The organism is Phocaeicola vulgatus ATCC 8482 (assembly GCF_000012825.1).
Taxonomy (GTDB): domain Bacteria; phylum Bacteroidota; class Bacteroidia; order Bacteroidales; family Bacteroidaceae; genus Phocaeicola; species Phocaeicola vulgatus.
In genome coordinates this window covers 2,711,893-2,728,023 of sequence record NC_009614.1, presented here as the reverse complement: position 1 = coordinate 2,728,023, position 16,131 = coordinate 2,711,893, and the positions used below count along the sequence as shown (strand labels likewise).

Below are 16,131 nucleotides of genomic sequence, written 5' to 3'. Positions count from 1 at the left end.
GACCTGGAACAGCGTAACGGACGGGCGGTAAGAAAGGGTAATATCATCGCCAAGCAATATGCCGACAATAAGGTGGACTGTTACATCTATGCGGTAGAAAAGTCTTTGGATAGTTACAAGTTTAACCTGCTGCAAAACAAACAGGTGTTCATCAACCAGCTTAAAAGCCGCAATCTGGCTGCCCGTACCATTGACGAGGGGGCGATTGACGAAAACGGCGGAGGCAATTTCAGTGAATACGTGGCCATCCTTTCAGGTAATGACGACCTGCTGGAAAAGGCGAAGCTGGACAAGAAACTGGCAGTTCTTGAAAGCGAAAGGCAGGCATATCACCGTAATAAAGGAAACGCGAAAGGAAAACTGAATGAAAAGACCGCCGGAATAGAGAAGAACAATATTTTTATCGGACGCTTTACCAGAGATTGGGAATATCTCAATAAGGTGGCTCCCGTAGATGCGAAAACCGGACTCCGCCCCAACCCCTTGAAACTGGACGGTGTGGATTCGGACAATATGGAGATACTCGGTAACCGGCTTGCCGCAATCAATCAGAAGGCCCGAACGGAAGACGATTACATGAAAATCGGAACCCTGTTCGATTTTCGTATCCTTGTCCGTACCGAAAAGACTTGTGACGGAGACACGCAAGCCTTGCATAACAAATTCATGGTCGAGGGACTGGACGGTATCAAATATACCTATCATAACGGTTACATTGCCAAAGACCCGAAACTGGCCGTAATGTATTTCATCAATGCGCTGGAACGTATTCCCGGCATGATTGAGAAACGGGAAAAGGAAAATGCGGAGTTGTCAAAAGATATTCCGGTCTTGCAGGAAATAGTGGCAGCCACATGGCCCAAAGAGGGAGAAATCAAAAAGTTGGGTGAAGAGCTTGCCACATTGAACCGGAAGATACAGCTTACCCTTAAACCGGTAGGACGGCATGAAAATGTAGAAGGTAAAGAAACGGGAGCGGAAGAACAGAGGCTTGTCAGTGGCAGTGACGTGACTCCGGATTTACCACGGCAGGCTAAACATGTACCGTCTATGGAAATCGTAAACCCGGCAAGGGAACTGAAAAAAATATCCTAATGTTTCCTGCGGCACATTGCTGTAACCCCCGGAAGCTACGCAGGCTCCACTTCCGCAGGTTACAGCAAAGAGCCGCTTTTCAGGAAAGGACAAAGGCACGGCCGGCACCCGGATAAATCCGACCTTGCCGACCGTGCCCTTGTCTGTCAGCCGTAAATTACATCATTCCTCTTCCTCGAAGGAAAGGCTTTCCACCTGCTTGTTGATTACTTTCCAGTCAATCGAGTCTTTCAGGTTGATAATATCCACAATCGAATAATGCTTTGTCCCGTTCTCTTCTTCCGCAAAACGCAGCCGTCCGCTCAAACGCTGTTTCTCAATCTCTGCCGGATCGAGATTTATCAGTTCGCAGACTTCATCAGGCAGCATGGAAAGCGCCACGTCATTTTCCTGACAGATATGTTGCAGGACGGCCAGCATGTTCAACGACTTCTTATAACTTCTCACGAGTGCAGCGAATGAACCGCTTTCAATTTTAATCATCTTCTTCATAACATTTATTTTTTAGAGTGTTCTTCTTTTTCCAGCAACATGGCACGCAGCACGTCCGAGCGGCGGTAATATATCTTCCCCTTGTCTCTGTGAAAGGGAAGTGTCCCGTCATTACGTCGTCTTAAAAGTGTCCTGTCCGACATTTTGGTGAGCAGGCGCACACCTTTTGAATCCAGTATCTCGCTGTCCGGCAAATTATGTACGGCAGGAGCCAATAACTTTTCAATGTTGGTAACTTTAGCAAGTATGGCACTAAGCATGTGGATTGTCTGTCCACCCGGTGCAGTTCTTCTGTTATTCATAATGACCTTATTTTTATTGTTTATGGTACAATATTACGGAGATATTATAAGGCCATTGGTTACTCAACCGTTGAGCAACCGCCAAAAAAAGACAGAAAACGCCAATTTGAAACAAAAAATAGCCGGGAGGCACTGTCCCCGACTATTCTATAACAAGTAGTTATCAACAAATTATATATTTATCAATAGTTTAGCAGTCAATATCTAAAAAACAAACAGGATAATATTTTGTTATATTTCTTAATATTGCCTACATTTGTATATGATGTTATTTAAAAACCATGTAAAGTTGTGTAACTTGAGCTAGAACTTTCATCACCCAATCGTCAATAAGACCTTTCAAACTGCATATATTTAACTAACATTCATACTGTTGCATCAAAATACATAATTATGCTACTTAAGTTGATAACAAAAATGGACCAACATCAAATATTAGGATATCAATCAAGTTAAATGTGATTAAAGTCAGAAAAGAAGCACCACATCTATATCTCCAAATTTGGCAGGATGAAAAACAAATATTAACTTTGTAAATAGTTTGGGAGGAATGTTTATACGTTTATTATAAAGATTTCCCTCCTAAATAATGTAAAAACAATGTAACATAAGTCTTAGAATACAAGTTTAATATTTGGACATATGAAGATACTCCAGATTTCAGACATACATTGGCATAATATTCATGCCTTAACAGACGTTTATCGTGATATTCGTGAGGGACTTATTCAAGACATTAGAAACTATTGTTATGAAAAGGCTACGATTTTTGATCATATACTCATATGTGGCGATATAGCATATAGTGGTAATGAAGTTGAATATCGTAAAGCGGACGAATTTTTAAATGAACTTTGTAATGCTGCTGGATGCAAGCCGTCTGAAGTATTTATGGTACCAGGCAATCACGACAAGAATATTTTTGCAGAATGTAAAAGTACGCGTGAAATTCTAAATCAGACATTGGCTAAATCAGACAAAAATGATGAGACTCTCTGTGATTGGATTGAAAACGATAAAACCTCACTACAAATGCTGTATCATCCATTCTACAACTACGACCAATTTACAACTAATTATGGCTGTACTGAGCCATTAATGCGCAAACTCTTATCTCAAGATATAGAAAATAGTAAAGACATCATTTATAATGAAAAAAACGATACTATGTACTGGGAGGACGAACTTGGTAATGGCTTGAATGGTTATCATGTTAGAGTCTATGGAGTCAATACAGCTTTAACAAGTGATCTGCAAGACTATGACCCAGGTGTCCGTGATGACGGTCATAAGTTGTTCTTGCCAAAGATAGCATATAAAGGTGGTCATAAGACAGACGGAAATATCAATATACTAATGGCTCATCACCCAATTCTATTCCTTGCTTCACCAGATAATATACGTACAGATTTGGATGAACGCTATCAGATTCAATTGTTTGGCCATGTTCATATATCAAAGTCTAATTGTGAAAACAATGCAGTACATGTCTTCTCTGGTTCATTACAACCTGGGGAAGGAAATCAAGAATATCGTCCTGTATTCAACATGATAGATTTGGATGTAAGACCGGCAGAAAATGGCGGAGATAACCTACATATTAATTTACAAGTCCATTACTGGAACGGACGTAGATTTGAATATGATATTAATGAATCATCGCAATTCCAAGTAAAATTGACAAATAATAACCGTTGGAAAGAAAGGGAACAAATGGAACACATTAATCTCCCAGAAGGTATATCTAAACGAGAAATAAGAATCGCCTTCACAAAGTCTCCTATAGCACGAGAAATTATGGATGAAATGGATAAGGGTTTGTTTTGTTATGACAATTCACAACCTCTCTACTCTAACAAGATGCGTTTTCTTGATGTTATCATGCAGTACAACTTATGGGGTGAGTTATGGTCAAAAATAAATAAATGAGCAATATGGTTACATTAGATGTATTACTTAAAGGTTGTCTTATTATCCCTTACGAAGAAGAAATAATAGCTGCATTATCGGAGGTCTGTAAATCTTATAGCAATGAGCATCATTCAGACGATGACGTAGCAGGTTTAGCTATTGCTGTTTTCTCAAAAGGTCCACTAGATGACTTGAAAAACAAAATAGAAAAGATATACAACGAAAAAGTAGAGAAAAAAATCAAACTTCCAAAATGCACAATGCGTGCCATTGCAACATACATCATAGAGTTAATGATAGAAGAGGTAGATGACGAATCCTCGGCTATAAATATTCTCGCTTTGATGAATTGCATGATTATTCTTAATAAGCATGAAAAGGAAATTCCTTATCCAGAAGTGTTCGGTTCGTATATGTCAAAATTTGACGAATATTATACCCAAAAAGGTAAACTAAACAACAATGCCCCTGAAGATTGTATGAATTTGGTGTTTGGGTGTGATGATAATGGAAATTTCAATAGTGTGTCAGAAAACGAACTCGCAGAACATATCGACAGTATTCGTCACCTTCTAAGAAATGCGTGGTACTACGATACTGAAAATTATATTATAAGTGCTAGAATTTGTCAAATAGATAATCTATACGAAAGGGTGTTCACGGCATTAAGCCATATTGTCAATAGTATGCCTTGGTTTTTCATAAATCAGCGTTTTGGTAATATACTCGATCTGTTGGACATAGATTCCGTTGAACAGAATCAAACTATTGAAACAATAGTACAAACTTTAAAAGGAAAAGTGGAATTGCCAGAGATACAGTGCAAGTCATCTATTTTGCTTCTTATGATGCAAGAGAATGATACCTTACAAAAACTTTCATTTTCTAGAACGACGCTTACACCAAGAGAATTTGGTGCATATATTTACTATGAATTAATGTCTGAAAAATATTTTGAATAATATGGAACAGCTCGAAATTGTAGAAGGACTGATACAAGAGAAACCGCAGGTTAGTCCTGTTAGTCCTGCTGATTATGTCACCAAGACAGAAGGTTCGAAGTATTATGGCGATGCCTTGAATGATACAAATATCAATGAACTGGTAGGAGACGAAATTCCGCATGTTGTTATACTTGTCGGTTTTCCTAAGTATGGTAAATCAACATTTGTTGCATCCCTCTACCACAAAGTACTGACAACTGGATGTGTAGGCGATTATATATTTGTGGATTCGGATACTTTGGCTGGTTTTGAACGTAGAGCTCAAGTTCGTGACATCGAATTAAAAATTAATGATAGAATTGACCGTACTCCTGTGTATGCCGACTATTTTCTGAGTATGCTCTTTGTTCATTCTGTGACCAAGAAACGTGTAAAGCTTGTATTGTCAGATCGTTCTGGCGAGAACTATCTTCGATATGCAAAGTCAGAGACAGATATGAATCAGGATATGGTTTTAAAAAATGCAGCTCACATCATATTCTTTTTAGATGCTTCAAAAATAGCATCTGACAAGATCTTTGATTTGCAGGATGATTTGTCTGATTTGATATTGCGCATGAACAAATACGGTGCTTTTGATGGAGAGAAATTTGTTGATATTGTGTATAATAAAGCTGATATTTTGAAAACAGAGGAAACAAAGGAACTCTTCAGAAGCAATGCAGAAAGCATTGAAAATATTATCAGTAAAAAGAAGCAGATAAATAAAAAGTTCAAGATTTCTTCGCTGAATGCAGAAAATGAAGATTTAAACAATTTCTTCAAGTATTTGTTATCTGGAAACATAGATGAACCGTACATAGACGAAGCATTATTACAGCAAATTAACTGGGTAAAAAACAAATATAGCAAAACCAAATAATCATGGAGGCTCAAAATTGTTTAATAGCAGGATTACCATTCTCTGGAAAATCCACATATATAGGAGCATTGTGGCATGTGGTCAAGCATGACACAGATAAGATCGATTTATCGTTGGTAGCTTCGGAGGAGAACCTACCCGAAAACACCGACCAACTGAACACATTGAGCAAACATTGGCGTAATGTGGAAGATATGGATAGGACCAGTAAAGATGTTCCAAATAGTATTAGTATGATTCTAAAATCTAAAGATGAAGATACGGAATTTACCCTTAATGTACCCGACTTCAAAGGAGAATCTATACGTCAGATTATTACCAAAAATCAACCTACAGAGCTAGATAATTGGTGCAAGAAAGCTAATTGCATCATGTACATGATATCAAATATTAGCCCTGGCATCTTTGCAGATGATTTTCCAAAAGAAGAAGAGGAAGAACAGATAGAAGAAACATCAAAAGTTGTCCCTCCATTGAAACCAGAAAAAATGACTCCTGCCACACAGAATATGTTAATACTTAGGTATATAAGGGAACATACATCATGTAAAAAATTTGCAATTTGTATAACAGCGTGGGACAAAATTACCAGACTTTCACCTAATAAGGACCCTGAAGAATATCTGAAGGATGAATCTCCTGCTTTGTATAACTTCATAAAGTTTCATTTTCCAGAAGTTCTATTTTTTGGTATCAGTGCTCAAGGAGCAGAATATGAATATGAAGAAAAAATAGGAAATGAAGGAAAGGTGAAAGTTATCAAAGAGGAATCTCGTAAAAAACTCCTTGAAAAAACCCGAGAGGGAAAAAGAGCTTTTATCAATAATGAATCAGTTCACGATATAACGGTTCCATTAGCCGCATTACTAAGATAAGAAGAGTTTTACAATATGAAAATAGAACAATTGCTATATGGGTATGACGATGGACATACATTGTTGACAGGATCTATATTGATAAATTCTGCTGCTGATTCAGCGCGTCTTGCAATGCTTAGTGATTGGTCTGGATATAGAACAACCGATGATGATGATTCATATCTTACAGCGTTTCCTTTGGTAGATTCCCCTTATTATGTTGTAGCAAAATCATGGTATGCCTATGAAATGGAACGTCCAGGTTGTGTTTGGACACAAGTATTTCTTATCAATTTGTCAGAAATTGACAATCAATTTGATTTCAGAAGCCTACTGATTTTTTTTCAAAGGCCTAAGAAGGGAACGTACAATTTATACAGTCAAACGTTAGATATAGATATTAATAAAAGTGTTTACAAAGCCCCCATGCCTAAGTTTACAGATGATGTTAGTTTACTTTTTATCTATAACACGTTGTTGAATGCAAATGGATGTTTTGGAATAAAGGTAGAAAGACAGTCGTTAGAGAACCAGTTATTTGTTTTGAATCTTATGCAGTATCTTCCTGTGGGTTTATTGTGGAAGTTGTCATTCAGTACAGGTAGTGATGCTTACAGACAACTTGACAAAGAAACACTTCTGACAATGCAGTTCGTACAGCAAGATAATGCTGTATCACTAATCTCTCCTCCGTGGACAAAGGATATATCAAAAGATAATTTTCCGCAAAGTATTCAATTCATGTGTAATGCTTGTAAAGAAGGAAACGCTGAATTAGCTCGAATGATAAGAGTTTTTGCTGATGACATATCGGATAGTGTTGAGAAATTCAAGGCTTTTGCTTGTTTAATGAAATACCTTTATGGTGGCGCCAGTAAATCAAGGAGCATAGATTCATATACCGATATTCTTTCGATATTGATCAAAAACTTCCCTAATGAAAAAGAAGGATCATTACTAAAATTAAACTTCCTGAGCCAAAGAATTGTTTCACTTTATTGTAGTGAAACGGAATTTTTATATGAAATATGTACCCTTAGCAACTTAAAACCTTTTTCAAAAGATGAATTCGATTACGAAAAGCGTATAGATTTACTAGCCCAAAAAGAGCCATTAGACTTCATTAACCTATTAGTCAGAATATCAGAAACCGACATGATAAACGAAGCAGGACAGTATGCAATGAATAACTCATTTCGCAAAATAGATTATCAAACGCTTACTGACTTTGCAGAAAGGAATTGGCGATCCTTCGTGAATATTGCCACGTTAAATCCTGAATATATGAATCGAGGTGACTGGATTGATTATCCAAAAGATCGATTTAATGATATGATGGCATGTTTTGTTATCATGGACAAGAGCGGGTTTTATAATTGGAATAAATTACTAATTCGTGTATTATTTGATCGTATAATGTTATCTCGTCAGATAGCTGAAGAACTCTTCCTTAGAGCTGACAATGCTGCAAAAATAATACTTGACTTTTTAAACAAAGAGAATGCGAAACCTATTGATGGCACACTTACAAAGAAAGCTTGTGAAAATATTGATCTTTTATTATCTTGGCTGTCACAACAGAAAACGTGTTCCGATTTGATTGAACAAATACTTGTAGACAATATTATTCCGGCAAGTCAGATAGTTCGCCAATATAGTTCTGATTTATGGCAATGCTTGGTAGTCAAAGATACTAAGCATAAGAGTATAGATTATTATTTATTTCTATTTGAATTAGCTTTTCAGTGGCAAGATAATAATGCTCTATTATATTTAGAACACTCTTTCTATCATATACATGAGGCGTTGCGTTATAGCTCAGCCAAGGTATGGGATGCAGTTTATATTCACGCTGAATCCTTACCATTTTGGCAAGAATGGGATAAATGCAAGAAGCTTCGAAAAGGAGTAGTTAAATATTTGAAAAGAAGTGGATATAATCGTTCTATTTTAACAAATTTTACTCCTGACGAAGATTTGAATCAACAACTATTAAAAATATGGAATAATTAATTTTCAATAGTTTACAATATTAGATATTCAGAATAGATAATATTGCTAGTCACACAATCTAAAAAATAGGTGAGAATTCCCTAAAATTTACTCAAGGGCATTTTTTAGTTTTTATTCTATGCGGAAAATAAAATTTACTTTAATTTGTGACGTTTCATGAATTATTGTACAATCTAAAATACGTGCATAATGGCGGGGCATCTGGACATTGGTATGCCCCAACATCTTGGTTACACTCTCTATCGAGACACCATTGGCCATGGCCCAAGGATGCGGAAATCAAGCGCTGATTGAGGAACTTGCCACGTTGAACCGGAAAATACGGCTTACCATAAAGCCGGTAGGTGGGCATGAAGGCAGAACGAATGACGGAAACCAGACTTGCCAAAGAAGATACGTACCCTCAATGGAGATTGCCGCTCCGTCAAATGGACTGAAAAATATCCTAAGTTTGCCGCAAAGAGCCGCTTTTCAAGAAAGGACAAAGGTATGGCTAGTACCCGGAATAAATCCGACCTGCTGGCCATACCTTTGTCTGTAAAGGGAAGAAGGAAACTTTATCATTCTTCTTCCTCAAAGGAAAGGTTTTTCACCTGTCTGTTAATAACTTTACAGTTAATGGAATCCTTCAGATTGATTATATCCACAATCGATTAATACCTGGTTCCGTTCTCCTTTTCCGCAAAATGCAGACACCCGCTCAAACGCTCTCAATTTCTGACGAATCGAGATTTATCAGTTCGCAGACTTCATCGGGCAGCATGGAGAGTTTGACACAGTTGTCCTCGCAGATATGTTGCAGCACGGTCAGCATGTTGAGAGACTTCTTGTTACTTCTCACGAGTGCAGCAAATGAGCCGCTTTCAAACTTAATTATCATTTTCATAACCTTTTATTTTTAGAGTGTTCTTCTTTTTTCCAGCAACGCAGCACATCCGAACGGTGGTAGTAAATCTTCCCCCTTGTCACGGTGGAAAGCCTATGAGCCGTCATTGCGTCGTCTTAAAAGTATCCTGTCGGACATCTTGGTAAGTAGGCGTACGCCATTTGAATCCAGTATTTCGCTGTCGGGCAAATTATGTATAGTAGGAGCCACTAACTTTTCAATATTGGTTACTTTGGCGAGTATGGCACTAAGCATGTGGCGCATCTGCGCCCACCCGGTATAGTTCTTCTGCTATTATAATGAGCTTATTTTTATTTTTTATGGTGCAATATTACAGAGATATAAGGTCACAGGTTACCCAACCGTTAAGTAACCGCCAAAAAAAGACAGGAAACGTCAAGTTATGACAAAAAATAGCCGGGAGGCACTTTTCCCGGCTATTTTTTGATAAGTAACTATTAATAAGTACGCCTATGTTTGTTAATACTCTAATAATCAGATTTGTATAGAAATAAACAAGAAAAGATTTTGTTATATTCCCAATATTGCCTACATTTGTATATGAGTTATTTGAAACTATGCAAAGTAGTGTAACCCGAAGCAGTACTTCCGTTTCCAAATCGTTACCTCATCTTTTAGGTTCTCTGTATTTATCTAATCTTTAGAGAGTTGCATTAAAATACTATGTTTCCCGTAGAGAAAACATTATTCTTTTTTTATCTACAAAATATGATTACAGATACATATTTAACATGAGGTCAATAAAATATAGCTATCTACAAATATGGCGATTAGCTAAATCCGCTACATCTTATAACCACAAAAAGGACAACAAGGATTGATAACAATCTTGTCTCAGAGTCCTGTTATGATTTTTAGTAGATCAAGGGGCAGTATTATACCTCGACACATCAGTTAATTATTCTTCAATTTTTCAATCAAATATTTTGCACTATCATCATTCTCCAACGATAGCCAATCTTCAATGTTTATACCTGAGAAGATTTTATTCTCTTCCTTTGATGAAGAAGGATGGAAATCACGCTCGTCTTTCATTGGTTGTATAACTTCGACTTCACCCACATGCATGTATTTGCAACAGCTACTGAGCCTCTGCATATCAATCAGGTTGGTGTCTGACCATAGTTGTTTTTCGCCCAGATTACAAAAGAATAAAGAGTATCCTTCTTCTGCTAGAAATTTATTAAGATAATCTCTTCGAATCACAAGTCCATCAAAAGCGTCTCCTGGTATATTCCGGTTGAGTGCAATGATGTATCCATCATTATTGCGAACCACTCCACGCTCCGCATTATAAAGTCCAAACATCTCGTAAAATTCCGATAAAGGCATATATACTGTTGATTTTATGTCATCTTCGTCATCTATTGCAACCCTATCCTCTTGTAATTGGGCACTATATGGAAGTTTTATATTGCATGGCGCTTTATGCCCCCATATCTCTACCTCATCATTTTTTATCTGTTTGAATGTATCCGCCCAAGGATATTCATTCCATATAAACTCATAGTTGCCAGTGCTCTCTGGCATCCAACGACCATAAAAATCCTGTTCCTTTGCCCATGATTCAAACTTGTTAGCGCAATCGTCAGTATCCTTCACAAGACAAGGGGCATAGTATATGAAAGACTCTCGTTTCTCACCATCTTTCTCTTGGGTATATTTCTGATAACCTACGATAACGACCCACTCGCACTGATTTCGGTCTCTCAAGATAATATTTAAAGAAGGTAACACCTCTCTTGAATCTAACCATTCTCTACCATCTGTAATGCCAAACAAGTTTTCAGATGGCAAATAGTCAAACATCTCATTATCTAGCACTATTTGATTCTCAACGACCTTTAGTGTTGGATCAAAATAGAATGATCTATCAGCATACCATGGATAAGGAATTTCGGCTAGTTCTTCTGTAAACCTGTTCTTAGTCATCTTACAGATGTCACAAAGATAAGCCTTTACCTCTCCTAATGCTATCCACTGATATTTCTTGCCTATTCTCTCTTTCAAATGATAGTGCCTGTCCCCCCACTCTACGCTCTTATCATATTCTGATAAAATCTCGGAATACCCGTAAACGTGTTTTATACGATAGGCAACAGCTTTTGTTATATCATCTAACAATATTTTTCTATCGTTGAAGATAAAAGTTTTCGATTCATTGTTACTATTTGTGCCAATTATATATCTGTTAAAATCCCATGCAAACAAAGAATGCCTCAAACAATAAGCACCGCCCTCCGGACCAAAATAATCATCACCAAAAGTTTCTGTTGTCGGATATGTAATCAAATCTTCAGCTGGCTTATAAGGAGGCTGGGAATTATTCCAGAAATCGTCTTCAGGATTGATGTGATTATTGTACTCCAATATTTTCAGAGTCCATATACGTCCATCAATATCAGATGGAATTTTTACTTGATTCTCATAATGGTATTTATAAATCCGTTCTGCGACATTGTGTGTAAGTTGCCCGTCTCGATTTGTCAATAACACACCATAAATCGCTGCATATACTCCAGATAACACGTAAGGATCATTCACCAAATAGAAAACATCAATAATATCTTTGCACAACAAGGGTTGCTTTGACATCAATGAACGCACGACGCGTATCATACGGATACGAAGATTGGGATGCGAAGAAGTGAACATCCAGCACAACAGCCATACATATATTTTAATATCTTCAGCAGTCTTTAAAGAAACACTATTTATCGTATAAGAAAGTCTGTAGCTATCTAAAAGTCCATTTACTCCAATTGTCCATTTTTCATCTCTTTCAAGCATACTCATCGTCATCAGTCTATCATGAAGATAAGGCATTAGCAACGTTTTGTACAGATTAAACTGCTCAAAAACACGAATAACATTTAAGAGATTTTCATCCTCTTTTAAGAAGTTTTGGACAAATTCAGGATGTAACGTATTTTTACTAGATGCTAAATTTCTTGTAGAAAGACTGCGAATCAGACAGGCTCTCATAAGACCGCCCTTAAAATCTGGTTTATCCCACAACTTTTCATCTGGGTTCCATACAGATAGGAAAGCCGTTACAGTGTTTAACGTCTTTACTTTTTCTTTTTGGGTCATTGTTCCTTGAGCACAATAACCAAGCAATCTTTTTATGTGCTCAAAACGTTCTTCGTCAGTCTTATCCTGTACGAATAGATTCGTTGCACGCACATAATCGCCCATATTATCATATTGGAATGTTGTAAACTGACAACCGTCTATAGTTCCATACTCCATAAGAAGGTTTTCCTTGACAGCACTATGATAAAGATTATTAGACCATAGTCTGTTGCGACATATTTTGTTTGCTATTCTAATTGCTATCCTACGGGGAATGTCACAGCAATGGTATTTTTCAAGAGACCTTCTGCCGATACTGTACATCAAAGTGGTAGTAACATCCCGCTGCGGATCTTCATCTGTCCATCTTGATACATTTTTATTGCACTTGCGGAAATACAGATTATACAACAGCAGAATATCAATCTCTTTTCGCTTATCTATTGGCAACAAATAGAATGACTCGCAAAATATTTTCAAGAGCAAGGGGTTTGTAAACTCTTTGCAATTAGAGTATATCTCAGGATCCTCATAGATGCCATAAACCTTAAAATATTTCTGTAATGCAGCTTTAGTATTACTGAATCCGCCTAAATCCAGTTTTTCCCAATCGCTCGCATTCAATATCGTATGCAGTTCATCATCTGACTCCATTGTTCTTACGGAAACTATGAGTTTTATATTCTGATAAGTTCTGAATGTTTCTACAATTTGTGGTAGTTTTTCTTTCCAATAAAAAGTACCCTCACCTTCATTAAGAGCATCAATTATGAATATTGCATATTTTCCTTTTTTGGCAACTTCATTGTTTAGGACTTTCATGTAATCAACATCTTCCCAACGTCTTATAGTCGCTATTGTTCTCAACGGATCTTCCATGGTACTAAACTCAGTACCAAAGAACAAATATATATTAACCTCTTTGCACAACTTATTCGTTATATGGCAAAGATGGTGCGTTTTTCCATATCCTGCATCACCTGTAATGTACAATAGCCTCCTCTTGCTGAGCATTTCCTTATCTTGAACATCCTGCAATTCATCCATTAAGTCTTGCAGGACATTATGATAGTAGCCTCTGATAAAATAATCCTCATGGTATCTAGGGTCTCTGCATGACCCAATCCTCTCTAAATCCAGATAGAAATCCTTATTTCTCTCACCCGTAGACAGATAATGAATAAATGCAGAATGTGCTTTACAAAACTCCTTATAGTTCTCTGGAAGAGTGTCGTACCAGTTACAGTATTTGATTCTGAGTTCCTCTTGTTCCTCTTTTATATCTAAACCACAAAATAATCGGATATTCTTCTCTAACTCTAAATCCTCAGAATGCAAATCTTCTCTATATCTAGAACTCATCTTCTTTAGAGATTCCTCTGTCGCTTTTATACAAGTACCTATTCCATAAGGCCGAGAATCAAATTCATCAGCATTATTTTCAACATTAACCTCTTTGGGAAGAGCTTGTACAATTGAATTTATAGACGTATAGCCCAATGACCTATGCAATTGATCTGTCACAACCCCAATGGCATATCCAAACTCATTTAACACAGGAGAACCAGAAAAACCAGAATACGAATAAAAACCAAAAGCATCAGTTCTTTGAACAACTATATCGAATCCCAGGGTATGATTACTGAGGTTTCTAACGTTACGTACACTAACACCAAAGTAATCTATACCATTACCTATTTCCTGAGGGTAACCAATGATTTCCAAATCCAGTCCTTTCTTGAACTCTGTATTAAGTAATGGAATCTTCTCAATAAGATTTTCATCTATTGGCTCAAGACATCTCAGTAAGGCAACATCCATAATGTCCCCTATCTTCATTAACTCACATAATACATCTTTACCATCTATAGTGACTATGATTGAAGAACGATCGTATTCTGCATCAGAAACCACATGATAAGCAGTTAATAAATATCCATTGCCTATATAAAAAGCAGTACCTTGCACTTCTCTGCATTTAACTGGCACAACTGACTTACCGCCATAATTGTCAATATTCAAATTCAAGTTCATTATTTGTATCGATTTGGAAATTATATTTTTGTCGTAATTCTACAGATTCATCAGATGCCATATCTTTCATCAAGATATTTCTGTCATAGTTATAGTGAATAGTCCGTACTTTATTATCACCTCTGTCCACTATCTTAACCAAAGTCTCCATTGAAGGCTTATCGCCAACCGAACCGCCTGTAATAAAATAATCAAAGCTGTCTATTACTTCCATCAGTTCTTTGCTGGTGCTATGCTTACTTCCATGATGAGATACCTTTATGGCTTTCATATTATCCACCTTACCATATTTATTCACAATGGCAGTTTTTACGATATCAGGTTCTGCATCCCCCATGAAAAGCACTTTCGTATCTTTGTACTCCCAAATAAATGCAATAGAACCTTTATTCTCATCCGTTATGCCAGACGGCTCAAAATCTTTAGCTTTTTTCCATCTCTCAACTGAATATTTATCTATTAGGCCAGCAATTTTTTGCTTCTTGACGTATTCTCTTTCTCTAATTTTCATTGATACAAGTCGAGAGACTAATTCGAAAAGAGTTTCGCGTCCCTCAAAAGGTGCATTGATAACCTCATGTCTTGTCAATCGTAAATATTCACGGGCAAAATTCATATCCAGCGTTTTAAGTTCAGAACTTGTTGGAGAAATAAAAACCAACTGCCCCAAACCATCTCCCAATGGGTATGGCTCCAAACTGTTCTCTATATAAAATGTTTTCTCCCAAGCACTGTTCCATTGTGGATTTTTCAAAAGGATTGACGCAAGAACAGAAGCATGCTCCATATTTATTTTACCGTTTGTATCAGTACGCTGCTTGGGGAGATTTTGGGTTAGAATTTCAATATCACTACTAACAATCTTGGTTAGTGCCGCTATCTTCTCGCCAGATAACAACTGATAACAATTATAAAAAATCTTACCTATTGTAATCTCTGGCATTGCAATAAGCATCTCACATACTCCATTTATATGATCATCATCTATGTGTGTAACAATAAGAAGATCAATATGCTTATGCAATTTCTCTTTTATGAATAGATTTATCTCAGGCGTATACTTACCACAATCAATCATAATACTGAACGTGGCATCGTCTTTTATCAGCCTCATAAATACACAATCACCAACTCCAGATTTGAATGTATTTAAAATTGCATGCATAAAAAAATTTTGAAGTTAAGACAATAATTAAGCAGAAACTGTTGTATCCTTATAATATCCAGTTACAAAGAACCACAAACGGTCCCTGCTATGTTCACCGAACGTGAAATTACAAAATTTCTCATATAACAGATAACTTCTGCAAAGTTTTTTATTACTGTCCGGTAAAAACGGTACAACCCAATATTTAGCACTAATACAGCTATTTACATTCATTTCGTAAAAAAGGGCTTGTCTTTTTGTCCTGTGTAAAATTGATAGCATTAACATATTGACCTTGTTTTTATCATTTATGGTGCAATATTACAGAGTTATTATGAGGCCATTGGTTACTCAACCGTTGAGCAACCGACAAAAAAGGACAGAAACCGACAAAGAGGTACAAAAATAGCCGGAGGGTAATTCCGGCTATTT

General features: G+C 36.8%; 10 protein-coding genes and 4 pseudogenes. 7 read left to right on the top strand and 7 right to left on the bottom strand.

Annotation, left to right across the window (positions count from 1 at the left end):
- Nucleotides 1-72: 72 nt before the first annotated feature.
- Complete coding sequence (locus BVU_RS10655; protein WP_041174442.1) at nucleotides 73-1,095, top strand: hypothetical protein; 1,023 nt, start codon at nucleotides 73-75, stop codon at nucleotides 1,093-1,095.
- A gap of 162 nt (nucleotides 1,096-1,257) precedes the next feature.
- On the opposite strand, the gene BVU_RS10650 is transcribed toward BVU_RS10655, so the two are convergent.
- Together BVU_RS10650 and BVU_RS10645 are read right to left on the bottom strand one after the other, a co-directional pair.
- Nucleotides 1,258-1,587 (bottom strand): hypothetical protein, encoded by a 330-nt coding sequence (locus BVU_RS10650; RefSeq protein ID WP_011965447.1) that lies wholly within the window; start codon nucleotides 1,585-1,587, stop codon nucleotides 1,258-1,260.
- Nucleotides 1,588-1,592: 5 nt separating this feature from the next.
- Entirely contained in the window at nucleotides 1,593-1,889 is a 297-nt protein-coding gene (locus tag BVU_RS10645; RefSeq protein ID WP_011965446.1) for a DNA-binding protein, read from the bottom strand.
- Between the two features lie 642 nt (nucleotides 1,890-2,531).
- Here BVU_RS10645 and BVU_RS10640 point away from each other — a divergent pair.
- Genes BVU_RS10640 through BVU_RS10620 form a run of 5 tightly spaced genes read left to right on the top strand, consistent with a single transcriptional unit; the run spans nucleotide 2,532 to nucleotide 8,536 of the window.
- Nucleotides 2,532-3,818, top strand: coding sequence for a metallophosphoesterase family protein (locus BVU_RS10640; protein ID WP_011965445.1), 1,287 nt, complete (start codon nucleotides 2,532-2,534; stop codon nucleotides 3,816-3,818).
- A gap of 5 nt (nucleotides 3,819-3,823) precedes the next feature.
- On the top strand, nucleotides 3,824-4,762 hold the full coding sequence (locus BVU_RS10635; RefSeq protein WP_011965444.1) for a hypothetical protein: 939 nt from the start codon (nucleotides 3,824-3,826) through the stop codon (nucleotides 4,760-4,762).
- A gap of 1 nt (nucleotide 4,763) precedes the next feature.
- Nucleotides 4,764-5,666 carry a TRAFAC clade GTPase domain-containing protein gene (locus tag BVU_RS10630; protein WP_011965443.1) on the top strand — a complete coding sequence of 301 codons (903 nt, stop codon included), beginning with the start codon at nucleotides 4,764-4,766 and terminating at the stop codon, nucleotides 5,664-5,666.
- A gap of 2 nt (nucleotides 5,667-5,668) precedes the next feature.
- Nucleotides 5,669-6,541 (top strand): hypothetical protein, encoded by an 873-nt coding sequence (locus tag BVU_RS10625; protein WP_011965442.1) that lies wholly within the window; start codon nucleotides 5,669-5,671, stop codon nucleotides 6,539-6,541.
- A gap of 15 nt (nucleotides 6,542-6,556) precedes the next feature.
- On the top strand, nucleotides 6,557-8,536 hold the full coding sequence (locus tag BVU_RS10620; RefSeq protein ID WP_011965441.1) for a hypothetical protein: 1,980 nt from the start codon (nucleotides 6,557-6,559) through the stop codon (nucleotides 8,534-8,536).
- Between the two features lie 111 nt (nucleotides 8,537-8,647).
- Here the strand turns inward: BVU_RS10620 and BVU_RS23110 are convergent.
- Nucleotides 8,648-8,803: pseudogene (locus tag BVU_RS23110) on the bottom strand (site-specific integrase); the annotation flags it as partial.
- On the opposite strand from BVU_RS23110, the pseudogene BVU_RS22765 reads away from it, so the two are divergent.
- Nucleotides 8,797-9,077: pseudogene (locus BVU_RS22765) on the top strand (hypothetical protein); the annotation flags it as partial. The pseudogenes BVU_RS23110 and BVU_RS22765 sit on opposite strands and share 7 nt — an antisense overlap.
- Nucleotides 9,078-9,096: 19 nt before the next feature.
- Here BVU_RS22765 and BVU_RS21575 read toward each other — a convergent pair.
- The 4 genes and pseudogenes from BVU_RS21575 to BVU_RS10605 form a co-directional block, all read right to left on the bottom strand.
- A pseudogene (locus BVU_RS21575) lies at nucleotides 9,097-9,422 on the bottom strand (hypothetical protein).
- Nucleotides 9,419-9,703, bottom strand: a pseudogene (locus BVU_RS23030) (DNA-binding protein). The pseudogenes BVU_RS21575 and BVU_RS23030 overlap by 4 nt, the downstream one beginning before the upstream one ends.
- Before the next feature lie 634 nt (nucleotides 9,704-10,337).
- Nucleotides 10,338-14,552 carry a serine protease gene (locus tag BVU_RS10610; protein ID WP_011965437.1) on the bottom strand — a complete coding sequence of 1,405 codons (4,215 nt, stop codon included), beginning with the start codon at nucleotides 14,550-14,552 and terminating at the stop codon, nucleotides 10,338-10,340.
- The gene (locus BVU_RS10605; protein ID WP_011965436.1) at nucleotides 14,530-15,717 is read right to left on the bottom strand and encodes a hypothetical protein; all 1,188 of its coding nucleotides are present in this window, start codon (nucleotides 15,715-15,717) and stop codon (nucleotides 14,530-14,532) included. The genes BVU_RS10610 and BVU_RS10605 overlap by 23 nt, the downstream gene beginning before the upstream one ends.
- Nucleotides 15,718-16,131: the final 414 nt, after the last annotated feature.

Excerpts from the sequence above, each read along its gene's own strand:
- BVU_RS10650 (WP_011965447.1), bottom strand. The coding sequence starts at position 1,587 with ATGAAGAAGATGATTAAAATTGAAAGCGGTTCATTCGCTGCACTCGTG.
- BVU_RS10645 (WP_011965446.1), bottom strand. The coding sequence starts at position 1,889 with ATGAATAACAGAAGAACTGCACCGGGTGGACAGACAATCCACATGCTT.
- BVU_RS10640 (WP_011965445.1), top strand. The coding sequence starts at position 2,532 with ATGAAGATACTCCAGATTTCAGACATACATTGGCATAATATTCATGCC.
- BVU_RS10635 (WP_011965444.1), top strand. The coding sequence starts at position 3,824 with ATGGTTACATTAGATGTATTACTTAAAGGTTGTCTTATTATCCCTTAC.
- BVU_RS10630 (WP_011965443.1), top strand. The coding sequence starts at position 4,764 with ATGGAACAGCTCGAAATTGTAGAAGGACTGATACAAGAGAAACCGCAG.
- BVU_RS10625 (WP_011965442.1), top strand. The coding sequence starts at position 5,669 with ATGGAGGCTCAAAATTGTTTAATAGCAGGATTACCATTCTCTGGAAAA.
- BVU_RS10620 (WP_011965441.1), top strand. The coding sequence starts at position 6,557 with ATGAAAATAGAACAATTGCTATATGGGTATGACGATGGACATACATTG.
- BVU_RS10610 (WP_011965437.1), bottom strand. The coding sequence starts at position 14,552 with ATGAACTTGAATTTGAATATTGACAATTATGGCGGTAAGTCAGTTGTG.
- BVU_RS10605 (WP_011965436.1), bottom strand. The coding sequence starts at position 15,717 with ATGCATGCAATTTTAAATACATTCAAATCTGGAGTTGGTGATTGTGTA.